The 23,237-nt window shown below is 71.3% G+C and carries 16 protein-coding genes, 2 tRNA genes and 1 pseudogene; 7 read left to right on the forward strand and 12 right to left on the reverse strand.

Features of this window, described 5'->3' with window-relative positions:
• Positions 1 to 42 precede the first annotated feature (42 nt).
• Complete coding sequence (locus ABD369_RS01880; protein ID WP_344634370.1) at positions 43 to 825, forward strand: trypsin-like serine peptidase; 783 nt, start codon at positions 43 to 45, stop codon at positions 823 to 825.
• 170 nt (positions 826 to 995) lie between these two features.
• Here the strand turns inward: ABD369_RS01880 and ABD369_RS01885 are convergent.
• Positions 996 to 1,068 (reverse strand) — tRNA-Asn (locus ABD369_RS01885).
• Positions 1,069 to 1,105: 37 nt separating this feature from the next.
• Positions 1,106 to 1,178: transfer RNA gene (locus ABD369_RS01890), tRNA-Asn, on the reverse strand.
• A gap of 300 nt (positions 1,179 to 1,478) precedes the next feature.
• Between ABD369_RS01890 and ABD369_RS01895 the strand changes: the two genes are divergently transcribed.
• From ABD369_RS01895 to gad, 3 genes are all read left to right on the forward strand, one after another.
• Complete coding sequence (locus ABD369_RS01895; protein WP_344634371.1) at positions 1,479 to 1,763, forward strand: hypothetical protein; 285 nt, start codon at positions 1,479 to 1,481, stop codon at positions 1,761 to 1,763.
• Between the two features lie 223 nt (positions 1,764 to 1,986).
• Complete coding sequence (locus ABD369_RS01900; protein WP_344634372.1) at positions 1,987 to 3,423, forward strand: FGGY family carbohydrate kinase; 1,437 nt, start codon at positions 1,987 to 1,989, stop codon at positions 3,421 to 3,423.
• Between the two features lie 171 nt (positions 3,424 to 3,594).
• Positions 3,595 to 4,998 carry a glutamate decarboxylase gene (gene gad / locus ABD369_RS01905; protein ID WP_344634373.1) on the forward strand — a complete coding sequence of 468 codons (1,404 nt, stop codon included), beginning with the start codon at positions 3,595 to 3,597 and terminating at the stop codon, positions 4,996 to 4,998.
• A 28-nt stretch (positions 4,999 to 5,026) separates the two neighbouring features.
• Here gad and ABD369_RS01910 read toward each other — a convergent pair whose 3' ends face one another.
• From ABD369_RS01910 to ABD369_RS01920, 3 genes are all read right to left on the reverse strand, one after another.
• Positions 5,027 to 6,337: a sigma-70 family RNA polymerase sigma factor gene (locus tag ABD369_RS01910; protein ID WP_344634374.1), complete on the reverse strand. Its 1,311-nt coding sequence runs from the start codon at positions 6,335 to 6,337 to the stop codon at positions 5,027 to 5,029.
• 247 nt (positions 6,338 to 6,584) lie between these two features.
• Complete coding sequence (dnaG, locus tag ABD369_RS01915; RefSeq protein WP_344634375.1) at positions 6,585 to 8,489, reverse strand: DNA primase; 1,905 nt, start codon at positions 8,487 to 8,489, stop codon at positions 6,585 to 6,587.
• A gap of 41 nt (positions 8,490 to 8,530) precedes the next feature.
• Positions 8,531 to 9,913, reverse strand: coding sequence for a deoxyguanosinetriphosphate triphosphohydrolase (locus ABD369_RS01920; protein ID WP_344634376.1), 1,383 nt, complete (start codon positions 9,911 to 9,913; stop codon positions 8,531 to 8,533).
• 123 nt (positions 9,914 to 10,036) lie between these two features.
• On the opposite strand from ABD369_RS01920, the gene ABD369_RS01925 reads away from it, so the two are divergent.
• Positions 10,037 to 10,624, forward strand: a complete 588-nt coding sequence (locus ABD369_RS01925) for a helix-turn-helix domain-containing protein (protein ID WP_344634377.1) — start codon at positions 10,037 to 10,039, stop codon at positions 10,622 to 10,624.
• The gene (locus ABD369_RS01930) at positions 10,621 to 11,934 is read left to right on the forward strand and encodes an MFS transporter (protein WP_344634378.1); all 1,314 of its coding nucleotides are present in this window, start codon (positions 10,621 to 10,623) and stop codon (positions 11,932 to 11,934) included. The genes ABD369_RS01925 and ABD369_RS01930 overlap by 4 nt, the downstream gene beginning before the upstream one ends.
• A gap of 134 nt (positions 11,935 to 12,068) precedes the next feature.
• Here the strand turns inward: ABD369_RS01930 and ABD369_RS01935 are convergent, their stop codons facing one another.
• The gene (locus ABD369_RS01935) at positions 12,069 to 13,031 is read right to left on the reverse strand and encodes an SGNH/GDSL hydrolase family protein (RefSeq protein WP_344634379.1); all 963 of its coding nucleotides are present in this window, start codon (positions 13,029 to 13,031) and stop codon (positions 12,069 to 12,071) included.
• Positions 13,032 to 13,256: 225 nt separating this feature from the next.
• A complete protein-coding gene (locus tag ABD369_RS01940) occupies positions 13,257 to 14,201 on the reverse strand; it encodes a PAC2 family protein (RefSeq protein WP_344634380.1) in 945 nt (314 codons plus the stop codon).
• Between the two features lie 702 nt (positions 14,202 to 14,903).
• Between ABD369_RS01940 and ABD369_RS01945 the strand changes: the two genes are divergently transcribed.
• Positions 14,904 to 15,623, forward strand: coding sequence for a GNAT family N-acetyltransferase (locus ABD369_RS01945; RefSeq protein WP_344634381.1), 720 nt, complete (start codon positions 14,904 to 14,906; stop codon positions 15,621 to 15,623).
• A gap of 287 nt (positions 15,624 to 15,910) precedes the next feature.
• Here the strand turns inward: ABD369_RS01945 and ABD369_RS01950 are convergent, their stop codons facing one another.
• The 5 genes and pseudogenes from ABD369_RS01950 to ABD369_RS41040 all read right to left on the reverse strand — a co-directional run.
• On the reverse strand, positions 15,911 to 16,411 hold the full coding sequence (locus ABD369_RS01950) for a ribonuclease (protein ID WP_344634382.1): 501 nt from the start codon (positions 16,409 to 16,411) through the stop codon (positions 15,911 to 15,913).
• Between the two features lie 234 nt (positions 16,412 to 16,645).
• The gene (ppdK, locus tag ABD369_RS01955) at positions 16,646 to 19,354 is read right to left on the reverse strand and encodes a pyruvate, phosphate dikinase (RefSeq protein ID WP_344634383.1); all 2,709 of its coding nucleotides are present in this window, start codon (positions 19,352 to 19,354) and stop codon (positions 16,646 to 16,648) included.
• A 566-nt stretch (positions 19,355 to 19,920) separates the two neighbouring features.
• The gene (gene dusB / locus ABD369_RS01960) at positions 19,921 to 21,027 is read right to left on the reverse strand and encodes a tRNA dihydrouridine synthase DusB (protein WP_344634416.1); all 1,107 of its coding nucleotides are present in this window, start codon (positions 21,025 to 21,027) and stop codon (positions 19,921 to 19,923) included.
• Between the two features lie 503 nt (positions 21,028 to 21,530).
• Complete coding sequence (locus ABD369_RS41035) at positions 21,531 to 22,064, reverse strand: DUF4097 family beta strand repeat-containing protein (protein ID WP_425557516.1); 534 nt, start codon at positions 22,062 to 22,064, stop codon at positions 21,531 to 21,533.
• Positions 22,065 to 22,371: 307 nt separating this feature from the next.
• Positions 22,372 to 23,208 (reverse strand): annotated as a pseudogene (locus ABD369_RS41040) (sensor histidine kinase); the annotation flags it as partial.
• Positions 23,209 to 23,237 lie beyond the last annotated feature (29 nt).

Raw genomic sequence — 23,237 nt, forward strand, 5'->3', positions numbered from 1 at the left:
CGAGGCCTCACGACGGCGGGCCCTGGCGAGAAAGACCGGTTCATGGCACGTGTACGGCAGTCCGGCAGCACGATCGCTCGGCGAGGTCCCGGCGGGCCTGCCGCGCTGCTGGCCGTACTGCTGGCCGCCACGGGCTGCACGCCCAGCGCCGGTATAGCCCCCGAGGACAACGGCAACATCCCCTCCTCCCGGCCCGCCCCCGACGGCGAGCTCAACAACCGGATCGGCGCGCTCTTCGTCGGCGACCTGGACGGCCAACGGGCCTGCACCGCCAGCGTCGTGGACAGCCCGCACCGCAACCTGCTGGTCACCGCGGCGCACTGCGTCTACACCAGCGAACTCGGCCGGCTCGACAACATGGTCTTCGCCCCCGGCTACCGCAACGGCCGTGCCCCCTACGGCGCTTGGACGCTCGAGTCGATCACCACGGACCCGCACTGGACCAGCGACGAGGATCCGGAGTACGACGTCGCCTTCGTCACGGTGGCCCCCGTGAACGGCAAGCAGATCGAGGACGCCCTCGGCGGCAACCCGATCAGCACCGACCAGGGCTTCGACGTCCCGGTCTCGGTCACCGGCTACCCGAACGACCACCAGGACCCGATCACCTGCACCGCCCCCACCAAGAAGTTCACCGACACCCAGGAGCGCTTCGACTGCGGCGGCTACACCAACGGCACCAGCGGCAGCCCCTGGCTGACCGCGGCCGGCAAGGTGATAGGCGTGATCGGCGGCTACCAGCAGGGCGGGGACACCGACCAGACCTCGTACAGCATCACCTTCGACCAGCGGGTCGCGAATCTGTACCGGAAGGCCACCGGGTAGCCGGACCGGATCCCGGTCCGGCCCGAGAGAGGGCTTCGAGCTCCGCCCGGGGAGCGAACCGGCTCGGTGAGGGGCGGTCCGCCATCCGGCGGGGCCCCGGGACAACACGAAAGCCCCCCGGCGACCGGAGGGCCCTCGCTCTGCGCTACTCACCTCAACTGACGGTGAAGCTCCCCCAATTGGACTCGAACCAATAACCTGCCGATTAACAGTCGGCTGCTCTGCCAATTGAGCTATGGGGGAATGTCCACAGCAGGACTGCCTTGGCGGGCCGTCCGAGCTCCCCCAATTGGACTCGAACCAATAACCTGCCGATTAACAGTCGGCTGCTCTGCCAATTGAGCTATGGGGGAATGAGCTTCCGCCTTGACTTCCGGACTCCCCCGGACCTCTCGGCGCTCGCTGCGGGACATACATTAGCGCACTCAGGGGGGTGGTCCGCCAATCGATACCGCGCACCCCTCCCGGTACCCGGCGCGCTACCCGCTCCGACGCGCCCGGCGCGCGGCGGTACGGACCACCGGGGGATGCTGGTGCACGGCGGGCACGGCTGGCCCGGACCCGCCATCGCCCGCGCGGTTCGCCGCCGGGCAGGACGGGTAGGGCAACGCGGCAGGAACCGCGAGGAAGGGTGGAGGCCGAGCATGTGGAAGGTGACGTTGGTCGTGGGGGTCGGGCTCGGGTACGTCCTGGGCGCACGCGCCGGACGGCAGCGCTACGAGCAGATCGCCAAGACGGCCAGGCAGATCGCCCAGAACCCCCGGGTCCAGGACGTGGCCTGCAAGGCCAGGCAGCAGGCCGGCGCAGTGGCCGGGAAGGCCGCGGGCGCGGTGGCCGAGCGGGTCGGTGACCGGCTGCCCGACGCCCTCACCGACCGGGTCCCGTACCTGAACCGGCATCGCGTCGAGGACGACAGCTGGGGCACCGTCCGGCCGTAGCGCGGCCGGCGGGCCCGCGAAGCCGGCAGCGGGAGGCGTCCGTGTCCGCGTGGACCCGCCCGTGTGAGTCGCACCACCCGCCGGCCTCTCATCCGGTCCGCACACCACCGAGCGGCCACCGGCCGCCCCGAGGGGCCGGTCCGCGGCCGGCGGACCACGCCGAGTGGGCAACACTTGGGTGGGCGGGCTCCGGACGGGGTGGCCGCTGAGGCATGATCTCGGCATGGCTATCGTCGCGGGGATCGACAGCTCCACCACTCGCACCAGGATCGTCGCGTGCGACGCCGAGACCGGCGCCGTACTGCGGGACGGCCGGGCACCCCATCCGCTGCCCGAGGGCGCGGACGCCAGAACCACCGAGACCGATCCGCAGAACTGGCTGCACTCGCTCGGCGAGGCGGCCACCGGCGGGCTGCTGGAGGGCGTCCGGGCGATCGGCGTCTCGGCCCAGCAGCACGGTTTGATCGGCCTGGACGCCGGCGGTGTCCTGGTCCGCCCCGCACTGTTGTGGAACGACCCCCGTTCGGCCGGTGCCGCCGCCGCGCTGATCGACGCGCTCGGCGGCCCCACCCCGTGGGTGGAGGCGATCGGCTCGGTCCCGCTGCCGACCTACACCATCGCCAAGCTGCGCTGGCTGGCCGAGTTCGAGCCCGCCTCGGCGAAGCGGATCGCCGAGGTGCTGCTCCCGCACGACTGGCTGACCTGGCAGCTGCTCGGCCGCCATTCCAAGCGCCGGACCACCGACCGGGGCGACGCCTCCGGCACCGGCTACTGGTCACCGCTCACCGGCGAGTACCGCCAGGACCTCATCAAGCTCGCCCTCGGCCACGAACTGCGGGTGCCCGATGTGCTCGGTCCCGCCGAACCCGCCGGACACACCCCCGAGGGCCTGCTGATCTCGGCCGGCACCGGCGACAACATGGCCGCCGCCCTGGGCCTGGGCCTGCTCCCGGGTGACGCCGTGGTCTCACTCGGCGGCAACGGCACCATCTTCGCGGTCCACGACCAGGCCGTGGTGGACACCTCCGGAGCCGTTTCCTCGTACGCCGACGCCACCGGCCGGCACCTGCCGATGGCCGGCACCCTCAACGCTGCCCAGGTGTTGCGTTCGATGGCCGCCATGCTCGGCTGCGACCTGGCCGGGCTGAGCGAGCTGGCCCTGCAGTCCTCCCCCGGCTCGTACGGGCTGGTGCTCCTGCCGTACCTGGACGGCGAGCGGACGCCCCGACTGCCGCACGCCACCGGCACCCTGACCGGGCTCCGGGCCGAGTCGATGGCCCCCCAGCACCTGGCCCGGGCCGCCGTCGAAGGCATGCTCTGCAACATCGCGGACGCGTTGGACGTGCTGCGGGCCAAGGGCGTCGCGGTGAACCGGGTCTTCCTGCTCGGTACGGCCGGGAGGCTGCCCGCCGTGCGGGAGATCGCGCCGCTGATCTTCGGCGTGCCCGTGGTGATACCGCCGGCTGGGGCGCACGCGGCGCGCGGTGCGGCCAGGCAGGCCGCCTGGGCGCTGGCCGGAACCCCCGAGCCGCCGCAGTGGGAGCTGCCCGAGGCCACCGTTCACACGCCCGACCAGGAGCACGACCTCGCCCTCGGCCAGGCGGTCCGCCAGCAGTACGGCACCGTACGCGAGCAGGTGCATCCGGAGACCAGGGCTTAGGCATCCCGATCGCACCCCGGCGGCCGCCGGGTCCCGCAGCCCTTCCCGCGCTCCGCCCCGCACCCCGGGCGGCCGCGCGCCCGGCGGCGTGTTGCGGCCGCGCCTCCTGGCAGTGGTGGCAGCTTGGAGGGGTCCGGCACTCCAGGCACCGTGGTGAAGGGATGTCTCCGTATGGCACTGCACGAGGGAAACGGAAGGGACCGCCGGCTGTCCGTCAGTCCGCTGCTGGGCTCGACCGATCTGCTCGGCGCGATGAAGATCGCCCCGCCGGTGCACCGGCTTCCCGACAGCCCGATCCCGCCGCCGAGCGCGTACCAACTGATCCACGACGAGCTGATGCTGGACGGCAACGCCAAGCTCAACCTGGCCACCTTCGTCACCACGTCGATGGACGACTACGCGACCAGGCTGATGGCGGAGTGCGCCGACAAGAACATGATCGACAAGGACGAGTACCCGCAGACCGCCGAGCTGGAGCGGCGCTGCGTGGCCATCCTGGCCGACCTCTGGCACGCCCCCGACCCCGACCAGGCCGTCGGCTGCTCGACCACCGGTTCCAGCGAGGCGTGCATGCTGGCCGGGCTCGCCCTCAAGCGCCGGTGGATGCGGCGCAACCGGGACCGCTACGCGGCGGGCGCCCGGCCCAACCTGGTGATGGGCATCAACGTGCAGGTCTGCTGGGAGAAGTTCTGCAACTTCTGGGAGGTGGAGCCGAGGCTGGTGCCGATGAGCGGCGAACGGTTCCACCTCGACGCCGAGCAGGCGGTGGCCCATTGCGACCAGGACACCATCGGCGTGGTCGGCATCCTAGGCTCGACCTTCGACGGCTCCTACGAGCCGATCGCCGAAATCTGCACCGCCCTGGACGAGTTGCAGCAGCGCACCGGGCTCGATGTCCCGGTGCACGTGGACGGCGCCTCGGGCGGCATGGTGGCGCCCTTCCTCGACACCGAACTGCCGTGGGACTTCCGACTGCCGCGGGTCGCCTCGATCAACACCTCTGGCCACAAGTACGGCCTGGTGTACCCCGGGGTCGGCTGGGCGCTCTGGCGGGACCACGAGGCGCTGCCCGAGGAACTCGTGTTCAAGGTCAACTACTTGGGCGGCGAGATGCCCACCTTCGCGCTCAACTTCTCCCGGCCCGGGGCGGAGGTGGTCGCCCAGTACTACACCTTCCTGCGGCTCGGCCGGGAGGGCTTCCGGGCGGTCCAGCAGGCATGCCGCGACGTCGCCGGATATCTGGCCGCTGGAATCGAGCGGTTGGGCTGCTTCCGGCTGCTCACCCGGGGGGACCAGCTGCCGGTCTTCGCCTTCACCACCCTCGGGGACCTCCCGTTCGACGTCTTCGACGTCTCCCGCCGGCTGCGCGAACGCGGCTGGCAGGTCCCCGCGTACGCCTTCCCGGCGGACCGGACCGATCTGTCCGTCCTGCGGGTGGTCTGCCGCAACGGGTTCTCGCAGGATCTGGCGGATCTGCTGCTCTCCGATCTGACCCGTCTGCTGCCCGAACTCAAGCTCCAGCCGAAACCGCTGGCCGAGCTGGGGATGCCGCCGCGGAGCGGCTTCCACCACTGAACCGGCGGTCGGCCGCGTCGGCCCCGAATCAGTCGAGGTAGCCGCGCAGTTGGTCGGCGAAGGCGTGGCCGCGCAGCTTGGAGAGGGTCTTGGACTCGATCTGGCGGATCCGCTCCCGGGTGACGCCGAAGAGGTTGCCGATCTCCTCCAGGGTGCGCGGCCGCCCGTCGTCCAACCCGTAACGGAGCTGGACCACTTGGCGCTCACGCTCGCCCAGGGTGGCCAGCACCGCCTCCAGGTGCTCGCGCAGCAGCAGGAAGGAGGCGTTCTCCACCGGCGAGACGGCGTCCGCGTCCTCGATCAGATCGCCGAGCGCGACATCGTCCTCCGCCCCCACCGGGGCGTACAGCGAGACCGGTTCCTGGGCCAGCCGCAGCACCTCGCGGACCCTGGCCTCGGAGAGCTCCAGCACCGAGGCGATCTCGGCGGCGGCCGGCTCCGCTCCGCGCTCTTGCAGCAGCGCCCGCTGCACCCGCAGCACCCGGTTGATCAGCTCCACCACGTGCACCGGCACCCGGATCGTCCGGGCCTGGTCGGCCAGCGCCCGGCTCATCGACTGCCGGATCCACCAGGTCGCGTACGTGGAGAACTTGTAGCCGCGCGTGTAGTCGAACTTCTCGACGGCCCGGATCAGGCCGAGGTTGCCCTCCTGGATCAGGTCGAGCAGGGTCAGGCCGCGGCCGACGTAGCGCTTGGCGACGGAGACCACCAGCCGCAGGTTGGCCTCGATCAGCCGCCGTTTGGCGATCCTGCCGAGCAGCACCAGGCGGTCCAGCTCGTCGGTGAGCGGGGCCGCGGGTCTCGCCGCGCCGGGTGCGGCCACCGCGACGCCGGGTGCGGGCCCCGGCGGGGCCGCGGGGGCTCCGGCGGCCCGGCCGAGGGCCTCCTCGGCGAAGAGGCCCGCCTCGACCTGGCGGGCCAGCTCCACCTCCTCGACGGCGGTGAGCAGCCGGATCCGGCCGATCTCGCGCAGGTACTGGCGCAGCAGGTCGGCGGCGGGGCCGGTGCCCGCGTCCAGGGCCGGGGCGAGCCCCTCGGCCTCCGCGTCCTCGTCCGGCAGGGCCGGAGCTCCCGGGAGGTCGGGCGGACCCGGGAGCTCCGGTACGCCGGGGAGGTCGGGCGGGTCGGGCAGGTGGGGGATGTCCGGCAGGCCGGTGCGGGCCCCGGGGGCCGGGGAGACCGGGTCCGCGGGGGTGTTGCTCGCGGTGTCGGGGCGGACGTCCGGTGAGCCCTGCAGGGGCACCCGGGCTTCCTCGGACGGCAGGATGGTGTCCCGGCCGTGACGGCTGCTGTCCTCGAACATGACGGCCTGACGCGCAGTGGCAAGTTCCACGGGCATCCCCCTCTGGGCCGCGCGCGGCTCATGCGGAGAACCGCGCCACACGGACTGGGATACCCACCAGTGTGGGGTACGCCACACTCGGGGGCCGAGAGGCGGGCGGCGACTTTCTGTTCCCGTGTCGAACTTCCGCGAGCGGTCACCCGAGGGGCCGGAGGGACGCCGGGGGCGTGAGCGGCCGGGGCCCCGGCCGTCCGCTCCGGCGCCGTCGCAGGGTGGTGCTCTCGCGCCGAAAGGGCGGCCGCGCTTACAGCCCCGCGGCGCCCTTGTTGCGCAGTTGCTGGGCGTACTGCTGGAGGGCCCACAGTTCGCCCTGGACGGGGCCCAGCTCCTCGGCGGTGGCCCGGTCGCCCAGGCGGCGCAGGTGGGCACGCACCTCGTTGACCCGCCGGTCCACGGCCTGGAGCCGCAGCTTGACCAGGAACTCGCCCGCGTAGATGGCGTCCGGCTTTCGCCGGGTACGCAGCGGCTCCACCGTCAACTCGGTTGCCAGGCTGCGCACCTGGTCATCAGGACTGGCATCGCGCACGGTCGCGGTGAAGTCCGGCAGACTCGCGCCGTACGCGGTGCCGCCGGCCTGGCGGATGGCCCGGCGGACGGCGGTGTACGGCGGTGTGGGGAACTCGTCGTCGCCGTAGTGGTCGAAGGCCGGGCTGACCAGATCCGGGTGCTGGAGGGCGAGTTTGAGCAGCTCGCGCTCGACGAACTGGGCAGGGTCCCGGGGGTTCAACCGGTGGACGGGGCGCGGCGGCTGGGCGGGCTGACCGCCGTCCGCCCGGCGCAGCGCCTGGCCGCGCGGCTGCTGGCCGTTCTCACGCTGCCAGCGGGCGAGCTGGCCGACCCGGCGGACCACGAACTGCTCGTCCAGGATGCCCAGCATTCCGGCGAGTTGGACCGCGTACTCGTGCTGGATCGAGCGGTCCTTGATCTTGACGATGATCGAGGCCGTCTCCTCCAGCGCGGCGGCACGGCCCTCGGCGGTGTCCACGCGGTGCCGGGCAACGGCCGAGCGGAGCGCGAACTCGAAGAGCGGGACCGGGTTTTCGATGAGTTCGCGGACCGCCTCGTCGCCCTCGGCGAGACGGAGTTCGCACGGGTCCATACCGCCGGGCGTGATGGCGATGGAGGTGCGGGCGGCGAACTTCTGGTCGTCCTCGAAGGCTCGCAGGGCGGCCTTCTGCCCGGCGGCGTCGCCGTCGAAGGTGAAGACGGTCTCACCGCGGTAGGCGGAGGTGTCCATCAGCAGCCGACGGATGATCTTGATGTGGTCCTCCCCGAAGGCGGTACCGCAGGTGGCCACCGCCGTCGTCACGCCCGCGAGGTGGCAGGCCATCACATCGGTGTAGCCCTCGACCACCACGGCCCGACCGGTCTTGGCGATCTCCTTCTTGGCCAGGTCGATGCCGTACAGCACCTGGGACTTCTTGTAGAGCGGGGTCTCGGGGGTGTTGAGGTACTTGGGCCCGTTGTCGTCCTCGCGCAGGCGGCGGGCGCCGAAGCCGACCACCTCGCCGGCTGTGTCCCGGATCGGCCAGACCAGCCGACCCCGGAAGCGGTCGATCAGGCCGCCGCGCTGCCCCTGCGAGGCCAGGCCGCCGACCAGGATCTCCTTGTCGGTGAACCCCTTGCCGCGCAGGTAGCGGACCAGGTGCTCCCAGCCCGCCGGAGCGTAGCCGACCCCGAAGTGCTTGGCGGCGGCCTCGTCGAAGCCGCGCTCGGCCAGGAAACCGCGGGCGATCTCGGCCTCCGGGGAGCCCAGTTGCTCCTGGAACCAGGCGGCGGCCACCTTGTGCGCCTCCACCAGTCTGGTGCGCTCACCCTGCTGGTGCCGGGGACTGTAGCCGCCCTCCTCGTAGCGCAGGGTGATGCCCGCCTGGGCGGCCATCCGCTCGACCGCCTCGGCGAACGAGAAGTGCTCGATCTTCATCAGGAAGGAGATCGTGTCGCCGCTCTCGCCGCAGCCGAAGCAGTGGAAGACGCCCTTGCCGGGGTGGACGTAGAAGGAGGCCGACTTCTCGTCGTGGAACGGGCAGACGCCCTTGAGCTGCGCACCGCCGCCATTGGCGAGCTGAACGTAGTCGCCGACGACCGCGTCGATGGGCAGTGCGTTGCGCACCGCCTGCACATCCTCGTCCCTGATCCTGCCTGCCACCCCGGAAGTCTACGGCCCCGGCCCCCCGAACCGGCGATCGTTTACCGCCCCTCCACCAGGCGGGCGTGCAGGGCCAGGGCGGAGGCGTCGGTGAGGGTGGCGATCTGGTCGATCACCGCGCGCAACGCGGCCCGGTCGTCCTCTGCGCTCTCGTAGAGCGCTGCGAAGACCGGATCCAGACCGTACGGGGCGGTGCCGACGAGGCGGTCGGCCAGTTCGGCGATCACGATGCGCTGGCGGGAGCGCAGCTGGGCCTGCTCGTCCCGCTGCATCACGTACCGGACGGCGACGGCCTTGAGCACCGCGCACTCCAGCCGGACCTCCCGCGGAACCACCAGCTCGGCGGCGTAGCGAGTGAGCGGGCCCGGACCGTACCTGGCCCGGGTGGCCTGCTCGGCCGCCAGGCAGAACCGGCCGATCAGCTGGCTGGTGAGGTCCTTCAGGCCGGCGCGGGCCCGGGCGGAGCCGTCGTACGAGCGGGGCCACCACTCCTGGCCCTGGAGACGGTCGAGGGCCTCGCTCAGCTCCTCGGCGCCCGCGTCCGGGGCGTAGCGCTGGGCGACCTTGAAGAGCTCGGTGCGCTCCTCGGCTGAGTGCAGCGCGGCCGGGTCGATGTGGCCGGCCTGCAGGCCGTCCTCGACGTCATGGGTGGAGTAGGCGACGTCGTCCGACCAGTCCATCACGGTGGCCTCGAAGCACCTGCGGTGGGCGGGCGCGCCGCTGCGCAGCCAGCGGAAGACCGGCAGGTCGTCGGCGTAGACGCCGTACTTCGCCGAGGCCGGGTCGGTGGGGTGGTTGCCGCGCGTCCACGGGTACTTGGTGGCGGCGTCGAGCGCGGCACGGGAGAGGTTGAGGCCGACACTGCGGCCGGGCCAGGGGGCGAGGCGGGCGGGCGGCTCGCCGGTCGGCGCGAAGCGCTTGGGCTCCAGGCGGGTCAGGATGCGCAGTGACTGCGCGTTGCCCTCGAAGCCGCCGCAGGCGGCGGCCGCCTGGTCGAGGGCCTGCTCGCCGGTGTGGCCGAACGGCGGGTGGCCCAGGTCGTGCGCCAGGCAGCCGGTCTCCACCAGGTCCGGATCGCAGCCGAGCGAGGCCCCGAGCTCCCGGCCGACCTGGGCGCACTCCAGCGAGTGCGTCAGCCGGGTGCGCGGGAAGTCGCTGCGCATCGGGGCGACCACCTGGGTCGTGCCGGCGAGCCGGCGCAGCGCGGCGGAGTGCAGGACGCGGGCGCGGTCGCGCTGGAAGGCCGTGCGGCCGGGCCGCTTGTCAGGCTCGGGAACCCAGCGGGCCTGGGCGGCGGGGTCGTATCCGAACACGCCGGACCGGGGCACGGCACGGCGGGACGCGGCGGGACGCGGTGCCTCCGGGCGGGACGCGCCGGGCTGGGAGGAGTCGTTCGGGGCGGAGCGGTGCGCGGTGTCGTCCATATGTGTGTCACCGTACGCCGCCGGACCGACATTCCTCTGCCCCGCCGCGCGTCTGCGATTGATGCAGAGATTTGTCTGCAGAGAACTCTATGCAGAGAGTTCTCTGCACTCTAGGCTGACACCATGAACGAGCCCGAACCCCGCACCCACCGCGTGATCGACGCCAAGAGCCTTCGCGGACTGGCCCATCCACTGCGGGTGCACATCCTCGAAGCACTCAGGCTCGACGGGCCGGCCACCTCGGCCCGACTCGCCGAGCGGCTCGGCGAGAGCACCGGAACGATCAGCTGGCACCTGCGCCACCTCGCCGAACACGGCTTCATCGAGGAGGAGTTGGGGCGCGGCACCAAGCGCGAGCGATGGTGGCGGGCCGTGCGCATGCAGAACGTGCTGAACACCGCCGACTTCCGGCACGATCCGGCACTTCAAGGCACGCTGGCCGTTTACGTGCAGGAGCTGCTCCGGCAGCAGTTCCAGCGGGCCAGCGAGGCCTCGGCCATCGCGTGGACGGATGACTGGCTCGGCGCCGGGAGCATCTCCGACTGGAACACGCTGCGCCTGACCTCGGAGCAACTCCGCGCCCTGATCCGCGATCTGTTCGAGGTGATCGAGCGCCACACCCCCGCCCCGGACGCCGAACCCGACCCCGACGCCAAACCGATCGTGCTCCAGATCCAGGCCCTGCCCCGAAAGGAAGCCGAGACCGAATGAGCACCGAGTCCGCAGACCCGCTGCGCCCGGTCGGATTACTCCGCCGCCACCGCGACTTCCGACTGCTCTGGCTCGGCGAGACGACCGGGAAGTTCGGCTCCTCCGTGACAGGTCTGGCGATGCCACTGATCGCCATCACCACCCTGCACGCCTCGACCTTCCAGGTCAGCCTGCTGAGCGCGGCCGGATGGCTGCCCTGGCTGCTGATCGGCCTGCCGGTGGGCGTCTGGGTGGACCGGATGCGCTGCCGTTCGATCATGCTCACCACCTCGGCGGTGTCGCTGGTCCTGCTGCTGGGCGTGCCGATCGCGGCCCGCGCCGGGATCCTGACGATGAGCCAACTGCTCGGCGTGGCACTGGCCATCGGCGCCGCCGGGGTCTTCTTCCAGACCGCGTACACCGCCTACCTGCCCGGCCTGCTGGAACCCGCCGACCGGGCCGAGGGCAACGCCAAACTGCACGGCAGCGCCTCGGCGGCCCAGATCGTCGGCCTCGGTTCGGGCGGCGCGATCGCCCAGCTCCTCGGCCCGGTGAACGGTCTGCTGGTCGACGCCGCCACCTTCCTGATCTCGCTCTGCGCCACCGCGCGCATCCGGTACCGGGAACCGGTCCGAAAGGCCGCACCGCGCCGGGCACTGTTCCGCGAGGTCGGTGACGGTCTGCGGCTGATGACAGGCAACGCCTGGTTCCGCACGCTCACGCTCTTCGGTGCCTGCTCCAACCTCGCACTGACCGGCTACCAGTCGATCCTGGCGGTCTTCCTGGTCCGCGAGGTCGGACTGGACTCCGGCGTGGTGGGCGCCCTGATCGCCGCCGCATCGACCGGCGGCATCGTCGGCGCGGCGCTGGCCCGCCGGGTGGGCGCCCGGATCGGCACGGCGCGCACCATGCTCCTCTTCGAGGGCGGGCTGACCCTGCCGGCTCTGCTCATCCCGCTCACCGGGAGGGGCGCCGGTCTGGCGCTCTACGTCCTCGGCGGGTTCGCGGTCTCGCTCGGGGTCGTCGGCGGGAACGTCCTCAAGTCGACTTTCCAGCAGCACCACTGCCCGCCAGAGCTGCTCAGCCGTCTGAGCGCCAGCAGCTCCGTCCTCAACTACGGGACCATCCCGGTCGGCGCCCTGGCCGGCGGGCTGCTCGCGACCGAGCTGGGACTGCGGCCCGCGATGTGGATCCTCACGGCCGGGGTGCCGCTGGCCGCGCTGATCCTCTGGTTCTCGCCGGTACGCCACTGCCGCGACCTGCCCACCGAGCCGATGACCGCCCGGGAGGCCAGTACCGCCGCCGAGGACGCCGCGGCCGCACTGGGCTGAACGGGTACCCCACCGCCCCGGTGAGCGGCGGCTGCACGGCTGGCGATGAACGCGCCGGATCGGGCCCGTGCAGGTGGAGCTCCGGCCGGACCGCCGCCGGTTGCGCGAGGGGCCCTGCCCGGGCTCCCGCCCGGCTACGCCCGGACGGCCTGGAGGACCGCCGCCGCCATGCCCTGCTGGCCGACCGCGTTGGGGTGCACCGGTGCCAGACCGTGTGCGGGGAAGGGCGGCTCGATCCAGCGGTTCGCCTCTCCCGCGCACATGTCGTGCCCGGACGACGGAGCGTAGGTGTCCACGTAACCGGCGCCCGCCGCCTCCGCACGCTGCCGGAGCATCGCGTTGAGCTGCTGCTCCTTCTCGTTCAGGAACGCGATGTCCCCGGCCGCCACGCTCCGGCCCAGCGTCGCCCCGCAGGATGCCGGGTCGGCCGGCAGTAGTTCCGGATACCCGACCACGTAGACCCTGGCCTGCGGGGAGCGCCGCTTCACCTCCCGCAGCAGCTCGCCGAGCCGCTCACCCACCGCATCGACCCGCTGCTGCAGCTGGTCCCGCCCGTCGGCACCGGTGTAGTGGCCGCGGCAGGGCGAGTCGGCGGTGGGCTCGCCCGTGAGACCGGCGACCAGGCTCCGTTTGAGGCCCTCCTCGGCGCACCGGCCGAGCACCTCCGCGAACCCGGCGTCGTTCCCGCCGATCCCGAGCGTGACCAGCCGGGTCGCCGGGGAGAGCGCGTCCAGCTGGGGCCCGTTGGTACCGTCTCCGGTCCGCTGCGCCCCGGTCAGGTCACGGGTGGTCGCCCCGCTGCAGCTGACGTCGGTGAAGGCCTGCCCGGACAGGCCCAGGGCCCTGGCCACCAGCGACGGATAGTTGGCCCCGGAGCGGGTGCACCCGGCCGGGGTACCGGTCTGCGGGGCGATCCGCACCCCGGCCGTGTACGAGTCGCCGAGCGCCACGTACGGACCGGTCGGGGCCGCCTTGGCGGCCGCCGCCGAGGCAGCTGCGGAAGCGGCCGGTGCGGACTCGGAGCCGTCCGCCTGGCACCCGGCCGTCAGCAGCAGCCCGACCCCGCCTAGCAGCGCTCCCACGCGTCTGATGTCCATCCCCACCCCCCGAAGCCGGCCCGGCCGTGTTCCGTCGGCCCGTCCCCGGGCCTCGCCGGTCCAACGAACGGGCACGACCGATAGCTCCCCTCCCGGGTGTGACGGCCACTACGCCTGACGGCGTCGTACGCCCGATCGGCCGTACCCCCGGACCGCACGGGGCCGATCAGGTTCGTCCGCGACGGGCGGTGCCTGCTTGCCGAACACTCCGGGGTGCCGGAGGCGCTACTCCGCGCCGCGATCCTGCTCCGCGAGGAACTCCTCGAACCGCCGCCCCAGCTCGTCCGCCGAGGGCAGTTCGGTGGCCTCGGCCAGCAGGCTCTCGCGGCTCTCCGCCCCGGCCACCGCGTCGTACTGGCCTTCCATGCCCCGGATCGCAGAACGCAACTCGCCGTCCCCCTGGGCCAGCTGCTCCTCGATGTCCGCGTACACCTCGCCGACCCGCTCGCGGATCTCGGTGCCCGGCAGGACCAGGCCGCTGGCGGACTGGACGGCCTCCAGGATCACCACGGCGGCCGCCGGGTACGCCGCGCGGGCCACGTAGTGCGGCACATGGGCGGCGAAACCCACCACGTCGTGCCCGGCCTGGGCCAGCCGGTACTCCAGCAGCGACTGGGCGCTACCCGGCACCTGGGCCTGGTCGAACCAGCGCGGGTAACCGGCTGCGAGGTCGACCCGGTTGCCGTGCGGGGTGAGCCCGACCGGCCGGGTGTGCGGGACGCCCATCGGGATGCCGTGGAAGTCGATGGTCAGCCGGACCTCGAAGCGCTCGACCAGCTCCCGCACGGCTGCGGTGAACAGCTCCCACTCGGTGTCCGGCTCGGGACCGCTGAGCAGCAGGAACGGGGTGCCGACCGAGTCCCGGACCAGCTGCAGCAGGATCTCCGGCGGCTCGTAGGCCGTCCAATGGTCGCGCTTGAAGGTCATCACCGGGCGGCGGGCCCGGTAGTCCACCAGGCGGTCGTGGTCGAACCGGGCCACGATCTGCGGCGAGCCGTGCTCCAGCAGGTGGGCCACCACCTGGCCGCCGGCCTCACCGGCGTCCAGGAAGCCCTCGAAGTGGTGCAGCAGCACCAGGCCGGCGGCCTCGGGACCGGCAGCGGCACGGGCTTCGGCCAGCGCGTCCACGCCCTGCCGCTCCAGCTGGTACAGCTCCTTGGGATCACGCACCGCGCACCCAACCCCGTTCCGTCTCGTCGCTCATCGTCGTCGGATCGACCGGCCTGACCCCGCCCGTCACGGGCACCGGATCCTGCGGTCCTCTTCCGGCCGACCGGTTCTTGACCAGTCCAGCGTGCCGCAGCCCTGTGACATTCCCGAATCGCCGAGGATGTGTCAGCTTCCCCACCACACCCCGCCGGCCCGCCACCGGACCCGGCCGGACGAAAATCATCGCATCTCGCCGCGAATCCGCAGGTGAGAGCCGTCACGTCGGCTCTTCCCGACCCCCTGCCGAGCCCCCTGTCGTGCCCGGTTTCGACCACTGTGCCGGGCCGTGGTGGCGTGTCCCGGGCGGCCACGTGCCCCTGTTCGCGCGCCGCGAAGTGACGCACCGCCTTCTGACGGGTATGGTCCTCTCGCTGCCTCGCATCGCCGCGCCGTTGTCACGCCGTCTGTCACGTCGTGTTCCCGGCCCGGCCAGGTACGCTGGCAGCCACTCTCCAGACACCTTGCCTTCACTTGGCCGCCCGCTGCTCTTCGCGCTCTCATTCCTCTCTCGGCCATCTTTCGGACGCACACTGTCCTCTCTCTCATCCCGCCGGACGCGGTCGAAGACCCGTTCCCGTACCCGGACGTGCTGAGACAGCCCCGCCTCCATGCCGAGAAACCGGTGCGGAGGTCCCCTCCGACCGCCGAAGGACCGAAGGATCCGTGCCCGTACCCGTAACCCTCATCGGCCGTAGCGTGCGGCTGGAGCCCCTCGCCGAGCACCACGCCGAGGCCCTGGCCACGGCCGGCGCCGAGGACCGTACGACCTACGCCTTCACTCCCGTCCCGCACGGCCTGGAAGCCGCCCGGGAGTACATCGGCCGCGCCCTCGCCGACCAGGTCGCGGGCAAGTCGCTGCCGTTCGCCATCGTGAGTACCGCGGACAACAGCGTGGTGGGGTCCACCCGCTTCCTGGAACTCGACTACTGGCAGGGCCCGCTGGTCTGGCCGCCGATGCCGGGCGTGCCGCACGGCGACCCGCTGGCCGCGGTGCCGGACGCCGCCGAGATCGGCAACACCTGGCTCTCGCCGCGGGCCCAGGGCACCGGCATCAACACCGAGGCCAAGCTGCTGATGCTGCGGCACGCCTTCGAGACCTGGCAGGTCCAGCGGATCTCGCTGCGCGCCGACGCCCGGAACCTGCGTTCCCGGGCGGCCATCGAACGGCTCGGCGCGACCAGCGAGGGCGTCCGCCGCGCCCACTCGCGGGGACTGGACGGGGTCGTCCGCAGCACCGCGTTCTACTCGATCCTCGACGAGGAGTGGCCGGCCGTCCGGGACATCATCGAGCTCCGGATCGCGGCCGCGACCTCGCCGACCGCTCCCGACCCGAAGATCAACCAGGAGTGCCTCAGACAGGGCTTCCCGCTGATCCAGGTCTGACCGTGCGGGCGTGACCGCCCGAACCGCGCCGGTGCCCTCCGCAGCTCGCAGCCGCAGGCGGAGGGCACCGGCGCACCTGCGCGGCCGACATTCCGACTCCGGACGAGGGCGGGGCAGGGGGCCTGGCCGCGCACAAGGGCACAGGTCGGGACCGCGGACGGGATCGCATGTGATCCGGGCCGTGAACACCGAGCAGGCCGCCTGCGTGCGTGCCGTTCGTCCCGGTCGCCCGCCCGGTCGGTTTTGAAGGGTGGTCAGCCGGTCGGAGCCCTCGGGAACGAGAGGGCTCAGCAGCGGGAGTCGATCTCCTGGAAGGTGCTGTAGTGGTCCGCGGTCCAGTACTCCTCACCCTGGGTGCCGGTGACGACCCGCCGGGTACCCCGGTCACCGGAGCCGGGGGTGACCACGGTGTACTCGTGGTAGTAGCCGCCTGACCGCCTGGGCAGCCGGTTCTCGCGGTTCTCGAAGACCACGCCGTCCGTGCGGTACGGGTACGGGCCGCCCTTGGCGATCAGCGAGAGGGTGTCCCGGGCCTGGCTGGGCAGCTTGCTACGGCACACGTCGGCCATGGCCGAGTTGGTGGGCACCCAGGCGCCGGAGGCCGACGGCTTCGCCGGTGCGGAGGGCTTAGGGGCTCCGGAGCCGGCCGCGGCCGCCGGGGAGGCCGAGTGGGCGGAGGTCTTGCTGGACGCCGTCTTGCCGGTGCCGAGCAGGGCGTAGACGGCAGCGGCGATCACCGCACAGCACAGCACGGCGACGATGGCGATCAGACGGATTCGGCTGGTCATGCGCTCCAGCTTGCCCGGTACGGGTCAGGCACCGGAACACCGGGTACCCAGCTCACCCGTCCGGCCGTTCCGCCGGCACCGGGCGGAACGCCGCCGGGGCGGGAACGGACGCCATTGTCCGTTCCCGCCCCGGCTGCCACGTACGGCGGCTCTCCTGCGCCGAGCTCCGCCGCACGCCCCTCCGACGGAGGGGGTTGCGGTCAGCGATCGTCCGCTGTTCGGGGGATGTCCCCGTCAGCGCGAGTCGCTACCCGCCGTCTCGAGGGCGGCACGGCCTGCCTCCAGGCGCGCCACCGGAATCCGGAAGGGAGAGCAGGATACGTAGTCCAGCCCCACCTCGTGGAAGAAGTGGACCGATTCCGGGTCGCCGCCGTGCTCGCCGCAGACACCGAGCTTGAGGTCGGGGCGGGTGGCCCGACCGGCCACCACGGCGTGCTTGACCAGGGAGCCGACGCCGTCGCGGTCGATGGTCTCGAACGGCGAGACCCCGAAGATGCCCTTCTCCAGGTACGCGGTGAAGAAGGATGCCTCCACGTCGTCCCGGGAGAAGCCCCAGACGGTCTGGGTCAGGTCGTTGGTGCCGAAGGAGAAGAACTCGGCGGCCTCGGCGATCTGACCGGCCGTCACCGCCGCACGGGGCAGCTCGATCATGGTGCCGAGCTTGATGTCCAGCTTGACGCCGGTGGACTTCGCGACCTCGGCCAGGACGCGCTCGCACTCGTCGCGGACCAGCTCCAGCTCCTGGACGGTACCGACCAGCGGGATCATCACCTCCGGACGCGGGTCACCGCCGGCGAGCTTGCGCTCGGCCGCCGCCTCCGCGATCGCCCGGACCTGCATCCCGAACAGGCCGGGGATGACCAGGCCGAGCCGGACACCGCGCAGGCCCAGCATCGGGTTCTGCTCGTGCAGCCGGTGCACGGCCTGGAGCAGGCGCAGGTCGTTCTCGTTCGGGTCCTTGCGGGCCTCGGCGAGGGCGACCCGAACCGAGAGCTCGGTGATGTCGGGGAGGAACTCGTGCAGCGGCGGGTCGAGCAGCCGGACGGTGACCGGGAGTCCGTCCATCGACTGGAAGAGCTCGACGAAGTCGCCCTTCTGCAGCGGGAGGAGGGCGGAGAGGGCCTGCTCGCGGTCCTTGTCGTTGTCCGCCAGGATCAGGTGCTCGACCTCCCTGCGGCGCTCCTCGCCGAGGAACATGTGCTCGGTGCGGCACAGGCCGATGCCCTGGGCACCGTAGCGGCGGGCACGGTTGGCGTCCTCGGCGTTGTCTGCGTTGGCCCGCACGGCCAGCCGGCGGCGGACGTCGGCGTGCGCCATCAGCCGGTGCACGGACTGGACCAGGCCGCCCTGGACGTCGGCGCCGGCGTGCAGGGTGCCCTCGAAGTACTCGACCACCGGGGACGGCACGACCGGGACCTCACCGAGGTAGACCTTGCCGGTCGAACCGTCGATGGAGACCAGGTCGCCCTCCTCCACGACCTGCCCGTCGCCGGTGGTGAAGCGGCGGCGCTTGGTGTCCACCTCGAGTTCCTCGGCGCCGCAGACACAGGTCTTGCCCATCCCGCGGGCGACCACGGCCGCGTGCGAGGTCTTGCCGCCGCGGGAGGTCAGGATGCCCTCGGCGGCGATCATGCCGTCCAGGTCGTCCGGGTTGGTCTCCCGGCGGACCAGGATCACCTTCTCACCGGAACGCGACCACTTGACGGCGGTGTACGAGTCGAAGACCACCTTGCCGACGGCGGCACCGGGCGAGGCGGCGATGCCCCAGGCGACGCGCTTGGCGGTCTCGTCGGCGGCGAAGCGCGGGAACATCAGCTGCGCCAGCTGGCCGCCGGTCACCCGCTGCAGCGCCTCGTCCAGGTCGATCAGGCCCTGGTCGACCAGCTGGACGGCGATCCGGAAGGCGGCGGCGGCGGTGCGCTTGCCGACCCGGGTCTGCAGCATCCAGAGCTTGCCGCGCTCGATGGTGAACTCGATGTCGCACAGGTCGCGGTAGTGCAGTTCGAGCTTGTGCATGATCGCCATCAGCTCGTCGTACGACTTCTTGTCGAGCTGCTCCAGCTCGGCGAGCGGCAGGGTGTTGCGGATACCGGCCACCACGTCCTCGCCCTGGGCGTTGGACAGGTAGTCGCCGTAGACGCCGACGGCACCGGTGGAGGGGTCACGGGTGAAGGCGACACCGGTACCGGAGTCCTCGCCGAGGTTGCCGAAGACCATGCTGCAGATGTTGACCGCCGTGCCCAGGTCGTTCGGGATGCGCTCCTGACGGCGGTACAGACGGGCCCGGTCGCCGTTCCAGGAATGGAAGACCGCGTGGATCGCCAGGTCCATCTGCTCGCGCGGGTCCTGCGGGAACTCCCGGTCGGTCTCACGGAGCACGATCGCCTTGAAGGTCTCCACCAGCGCCTTGAGGTCCTCGGTGGTGAGGTCCAGGTCGTTGGTGCTGCCCTTGGCCTGCTTGACTCCCTCCAGCGCCTCCTCGAAGAGCTCGCCCTCCACGCCCAGTACGGTCTTGCCGAACATCTGGACCAGGCGGCGGTAGGAGTCCCAGGCGAAGCGCTCGTTGCCGGACTGGGCGGCCAGACCGGCCACCGAGGCATCGGAGAGACCGATGTTCAGGACGGTGTCCATCATCCCGGGCATCGAGAACTTGGCACCCGAGCGGACCGATACCAGCAGCGGGTTGTCGGGCTGGCCGAGCCGCTTGCCCATCTGCTGCTCCAGCGAGTCCAGGTGCTCGCTGATCTCCTTGTGCAGCGAGGCCGGCTCACTGCCGGTCTCCAGGAAGACCTTGCACGCCTCGGTGGTGATGGTGAACCCCGGAGGGACGGGGAGGCCCAGGTTGGTCATCTCGGCGAGGTTCGCGCCCTTGCCGCCGAGTAGATCCTTCAGGTCCTTGTTTCCTTCGGTGAAGGAGTAAACAAACTTCTGCTGAGCCGCCACGGGTCGGTCTCCTCGCACACGGTTGCCCTGACGCCGGAGAACATACCCATTTCGAAGGCGCCGTCGCGCCGCCAATAGGCCGTGTGCGCCTCGAAGTGGGCCGTGACCCAACAGATCGAATGCCCATCAGGGCGTTTACCTCTGTTGGTGAAATCGTCCGGCTGACGCTAGCAACCGTTCAAGTAGTGAACACATGGAAACCTGAAGATCACACGAACCGGACAGACAGTAGCGACTGATCGACCTTGGTGTTGCCCCGGCTTGATTTCCTGCAGCCAGCTGCGCCGATCCGCTACCGGGCCCCTTCGGGAAGCGATTCACGCCCCGACAGCCCAGCGAACCCACTCGGCCGGCCGTCAATCGCCACGATATGTGGCAAGCGTCACGGGTGCACGTCAGCTGTCGAGCGTAGGCGACATGCGCCAATGATTGCACTGTGTCGATGTAGTGACATCTCCCTGTTACTAAAATCTGCCAGAAAGGAGCCCTCTTGGCCATATCGTCCAAGAGGGCCCATCCGTTCCGGCAAGCAGCCCGGAAGAAACAAATTCGACGTGACGTCTAAGTCACCCGCCAGACGTGTCCAACTCGGCCTCCGCGCTGGGCAACGCACAGTCGTACGGATCGTCCAGCCAGCCGTCCGGGAGCACCACCCGGTTGTTTCCGCTGGTCCGCCCACGCGGACCGTCGGCACCGGCGGGCCAACACTGGTCCTGCTCGATCTGGCCCAGCGTCTCCGCCAGTTCAGCCAGCGAACTGGACATCGCAAGCTTCACCCGGAGCTCGGAACCCACCGAGAAGCCCTTGGTGTACCAGGCGACATGCTTACGGAAGTCGATGACACCCCGTGCCTCGTCCTCCAGCCACTCACCGAGCAGTTGGGCGTGCCGCACCATCGCCTGCGCCACATAGCCGAAGGTCGGTCGGGCGTAGTCCACCTCGCCTTCGAAGATCGAGACCAGATCCTTGAACAGCCATGGCCGACCGAGGCAGCCACGGCCGACGACCACACCGTCGCAGCCGGTCTCGCGCATCATCCGCACCGCGTCGTTCGCCGACCAGATGTCCCCGTTGCCCAGTACCGGGATCTCCGACGGGACGGACTCGCGCAGCCGGGCGATGGCCGACCAGTCCGCGGTGCCGCCGTAGTGCTGCGCAGCGGTACGACCGTGCAGGGCGATCGCCGAAACGCCCTCCTCCGCGCCGATCCGGCCCGCGTCCAGGTAGGTCAGATGATCGTCATCGATACCCTTGCGCATCTTCATGGTCACCGGCAGGCCGCCCGCGTTGCCGACCGCCTCGCGCAGGATCTCGCGCAGCAGGTTGCGCTTGTACGGCAGAGCGGAACCGCCGCCCTTGCGGGTCACCTTCGGAACGGGGCAGCCGAAGTTGAGGTCGATGTGATCGGCGAGGTTCTCCTCCGAGATCATCCTGGCGGCCCGGCCGACCGTCACCGGGTCCACCCCGTACAGCTGGATCGAACGCGGCTTCTCACTCGGGTCGAACTTGATCAACTGCATGGTCTTGGCATTGCGCTCGACCAGTGCACGCGTCGTGATCATCTCGGAGACGTACAAACCCCTGCCTCCACTCTGCTCGCGGCAGAGCGTCCGGAACGGGGCGTTGGTGATGCCCGCCATCGGCGCCAGCACGACCGGGGGCCACACCTGCATGGGGCCGATGTTCAGGGGGGCGAACTCGGGGGCGGAGGTAGGAGCGGCCTGAGGGGCGGGGGCGCCGCCGGACGCCGGGGTGCCGGGCTTCGGTGCGACGCCGGATGTGGGTGCGACGCCGGGCATGGGTTCGCCACTGGGCGTGGGTGCGGCGCTGGAGGCGGAGCTGGACGCGGGCACGGAGGTCATACGGGCGGAGTCCTCAGGGTCGGCAAGGGCGACTGTGATTCGGCGCGGGCGGCGGTCCGAGACTCTCCATTGTCCCCCAGGTGGTCCCCCGTTCGGCTCTGTGGTCGGCTGTGGCCGACCCGTGGGTCGGTCACAGCCTTCGGTTGCTCCGGTGTCTGGGGGCGGTTCGGTACCGGCCGCCGGTCCGGTACCAGTGTCCAGTGCCCGCATCCGGTCGGATGCGTACGTCTGGTCCGGCACCTGCGTGTCCGTGTCCGGTCCGGTGCCTAAGTCCAGCGCTGGCATCCGGTCCGGCGTTCGCGGTTCCCCGGCACCTACGGCTGTCCGGGGGACGAAGCGGGCGGTACCGCCGACATGCCAGGTCTCGGGGCTCCGGGCGCCGGTTCACGGAAAGCGGCCGGCTCACCGGACGCGGCCGGGGCACTCGATGGAACCGGGGCGCTCAATGGAACCGACTCACTGGACGGGACCGACCCGGGGCTGGAGTCGACCGAGGTGGAGGAGACCGTCACCGGGCCGGACATTGATGTGATGTCGATCTTGCGGGCGGAGCTGCTGTCCTCCACGTCCGGGTCGACGTTCCAGGAATGCGAGCTCGTGTGCCCGTCCACTCGGTACCGGGTGTTCCCTCCCGGGACGGTGACAACGACCGGACCGGATGTGGTGGTCGCCGTCACTGCTCTGGGAGGGAGTGCGAAGCCCAGATCCATCTGCCCTGAGCTGGACGCCACGTCGACCTCCGAGGAGCCTAGCTCCCTGGCCGAGATCGATCCCGACGTTGATTTGCCCCATACCGGGCCGCTCACCCCCTCCAGTCGCAGCCGACCGGAAGACGTTCTCGCCCGCATCTCGCCGGAGACTCCGCGTATGAGCGTGTCCGGTGCCCCTGCTCGGGTCGGCGCCGCCGACGCCGTCGTCGGCTATGACGATGCGGACCCGGCCGGAGTCCTGTCGTACCGACAGATCGACGCGGGAGGCCCGGGCATGCTTCGCCACGTTGGCCAGGGCCTCCGAGACCGTGAAGTAGGCGACGGCCTCGACGGTCGGGGCGATGCGGTCAGGGAGGTTCACCGTCAGGCGGACCGGGACGGGGGCCCGTGCCGCGATGCCTGAGAGTGCCGCGTCCAGGCCGCGGTCCTCCAAGACCACGGGGTGGAGCCCTCGGACGAGGTCACGAAGCTCGGCGATGGCGGCCTGGGCCTCCTCGTGCGCCTCGATGATGACCTGCATGGCCTCGGGCGGTACATCCTTGAGGGTGCGCCGGGCCAGGCCGAGATTCACCGCCAGCGAGACCAGCCGCTGCTGGGCACCGTCGTGCAAGTCCCTTTCTATCCGCCGGCGTTCGGAATCCGCCGCGTCCACCACGCCCGCCCTGCTCTCGGCGAGGTGCTCGACTCGGCGCTCCAGAACCTCCGCCCGGTTCGGCCCGGGCAGGACACGGGCCGCCCGTCCGTCGATCCTGGCCAGCCAAGCCACTGCCCAGGGCAGCACGAACAGCAAGGCCAGGCCGGCGACGGTGAGCGCGGCATCGGCCCCCGTCCGACCGGCAGCGAAGCGGGACGAGCTCTCCTTCGGCAGCAGGCACGCCCAGCCGTAGACCGTGGCCAGCACCAGAGCCGCGCCCCCGGCAGCCAGTACCAGCAGGGCGCCGACGGCGATGACCGGTGCGACGATCAGGTGGTACCCGGCCTGCCGCCAGGTGAAGCCGGAGCGCAGGCGCACCAGCCAGCCCGCATCCGGAGCCACCTGGCTGGGGATCATCAGACCACGCAGCTCACGGAAGCGGCTTCGCTGAGCGATCGTCAGCAGGTCAAGGCAGAACACCACGAGGGGGAGCAGCGCACCAACCTTGGTCATGCACAGAGCGAGGACGGGAGGCAGACCCAGCGGCACTCCGGCCGCGATGAACACGGCATCCCGCCGGATGGCCGCCGACCACGGAGCATGCTCGGCACCCCAGGCGCGAGCACGGCGGAGGGCGGAACTCGACATGCCGCACAGCCTATGGGCACCCGATCGGG

Origin of the sequence: Kitasatospora cystarginea, from assembly GCF_039533515.1 — a bacterium.
Classification (GTDB): Bacteria; Actinomycetota; Actinomycetes; order Streptomycetales; family Streptomycetaceae; genus Kitasatospora; species Kitasatospora cystarginea.